Genomic DNA, 2,265 nt, shown 5'->3' with positions numbered 1-2,265 from the left:
GCACCTGACCCGGTCAGCGCTGCATCGTTGCCTGCAGCGGCACGGCATCTCACGGTTGCCGGATGTCGAGGGCGACAGGCCGAAGCGTCAGCGCTTCAAGCGCTACCCGATCGGCTTCTTCCACATCGATATCGCCGAGGTACAGACTGCCGAAGGCAAGCTCTACCTGTTCGTCAGCATCGACCGCGCCAGCCAGTTCGCGGTCACGCAGCTGGTCGACAAAGCCGACAGACGGACAGCGTGGGAATTCCTGGAACACCTGCTGAAAGCCGTGCCGTACCGCATCCACACCATCCTGACCGATAACGTCCTATGTCGGGAAGCAGCGGCGGGTTTCGGCCAGCAGATATCCATGCGCCGACAACCATCGGCGCGGCATGCAATCTGAGCCAGATGGCTCCCACCGTCAACGGGATCGCTCCCTGCCATAGCAAACACAGGATCCATCGGCGCCGGGGCGGCCGTGGTCCTCACCGTCCTTAAAACGAGATACGCACCCAGGTGGAAGGCCCGAACATTATCTACAGGGTCGCTCGACGAGCGCCCTCACGGCACTTGCAGAGAGGGGTCCTTCCACCTGGCATCCGACCGTTCGAGGAACGGCCGGTACTCTGTCCCCGTCTTGACGACGGGGTGAGCCACGCGCGCCATCTTGGCGGTGAGCGCCGTCATCGCCTTGCGGCGACGGTCGGCATCGTCCGCGTGCCCGGCTACATATCGTCCGAGCTTATCGCGGAAGCTGTTGTCGCGCTGACGCGCGGCGACCTGGGCAGCCATCCAGAAGGTCCGGCGCAGGCGCGCATTGCCGTACTTGGACAGCTTTGTGCGGCCACGGAACGTGCCTGACTGACACGTTGCGAGATCGAGACCGCAGAACTTCAGGAACTGTCGATGATGGTTGAAGCGCCGCAGATCACCGGCCTCGGCCAGGATGGTCAGCGCGTTGATCGGACCGATGCCCGGAATGTTGCGCAGCAGCTGGTAGTCGACGTCATCGGCGAGCCGCGCATGGGCCAGCCGCTCGATCTCGTCGCGCTGCTGGATGAGGCTGCGGCCCTGCGCGATGACCATGCGGAACATAGTGATGGCGGCTGAGTCTTTCGGCACCGGCAGTGCTGTCGAGGCGGACGCCGTCTCGTAGATGTCGTTGATGAGCCGTGCCTTGGAGACCTTGCGGCCTATGAGCGGCCATGCTGCAGCCGAGAATGCATCGCGGTCCAGCGCCGTGATGGTGGCCGGTGTCGGAAACCGCTCGATGAGCGCCAGGAACCAGTCGGACCGGCTGTTGCCTGCGAAGCGGGCGACCTCGGGGAAATACAGCGGCAGGTAATGGGTCAGGATCCGATGCCAGGTCTGCGTCTTCATCCTGGAGATCGTCTCGTGTGTCTTCGAGAGCTCCTGCAGGTCATTGATGCCCGCGGCGAGCGGGTCGACGTAGCGCTGCGTCGCCCCGATCCGCAGCATGTGCAAGATGACCTGCGCGTCCTTGGGGTCATTCTTGTCCCAGCCGTTGTGCAGCGCCTCGCGCGTCTAGGCGAGTGCGACCGATGAGATGAGACGCAACTCGAACCCCGCCGTCAGCAGCCGGTGCGCCAGCGTGCGATGGTAATTGCCCGTCGCCTCGAATCCGACGATAATGGGGCGACCGATGGCAGCGAGTTGCTCGGCAAAGCCGTCATAGTCCTGTCTGGTCGCCATGACGGTCATCCGCCGACGCCGGCCGCCTTCCGGTCGCTCGATGAGTACCTCCTGCCGGTTCTTGGACATGTCGATGGCTACCAGCACGGCGCCGGTAGGCGTAGGGATGAGCTTGGCCATGGTCGGTCGGCCTCCAAAGTGTTGTTTCGACAACCTCACTTTAGATACCTGCTGACCGGCCATGGCTTGCCCTATTGAAGCCTGCGGCCGCTACGCGGCCTTGTCTTCAACAGGGCCATAGCGGCTCCCGAACCGGCGCTTCCCAATGTGCTACGGCATCCAGTTCACCGAGAAGCCCCGCAACCGCAACACCGCCTGGTCGCGCCAGATGCGCTTCGACATGATCTGCGAGGCGAACGACATCGAGCACCGTCTGACGAAGCCGAACCACCCGTGGACCAACGGCCAGGTCGAGCGGATGAACCGGACGATCAAGGAGGCGACCGTCAAACGCTTCCACTACGACAGCCATGACCAGCTGCACACACACCTCGCCGACTTCATGGCCGCCTACAACTTCGCCCGCCGGCTCAAGACGCTCAGCGGCCTTACACCCTACGAATACAT

Annotated in this window: 3 pseudogenes; 2 read left to right on the top strand and 1 reads right to left on the bottom strand. The window is 63.4% G+C overall.

Annotated elements, in window-relative coordinates:
- Positions 1-307: pseudogene (locus AC07U4_RS24780) on the top strand (transposase family protein); the annotation flags it as partial.
- Positions 308-521: 214 nt separating this feature from the next.
- On the opposite strand, the pseudogene AC07U4_RS24775 reads toward AC07U4_RS24780, so the two are convergent.
- Positions 522-1,818 (bottom strand): annotated as a pseudogene (locus AC07U4_RS24775) (IS110 family RNA-guided transposase).
- A gap of 154 nt (positions 1,819-1,972) precedes the next feature.
- Here AC07U4_RS24775 and AC07U4_RS24770 point away from each other — a divergent pair.
- Positions 1,973-2,265 (top strand): annotated as a pseudogene (locus tag AC07U4_RS24770) (integrase core domain-containing protein); the annotation flags it as partial.

This window comes from Sphingomonas sp. GW821-FHT02B09 (assembly GCF_059421875.1).
This window is presented reverse-complemented; position numbering and strand designations above follow the sequence as displayed.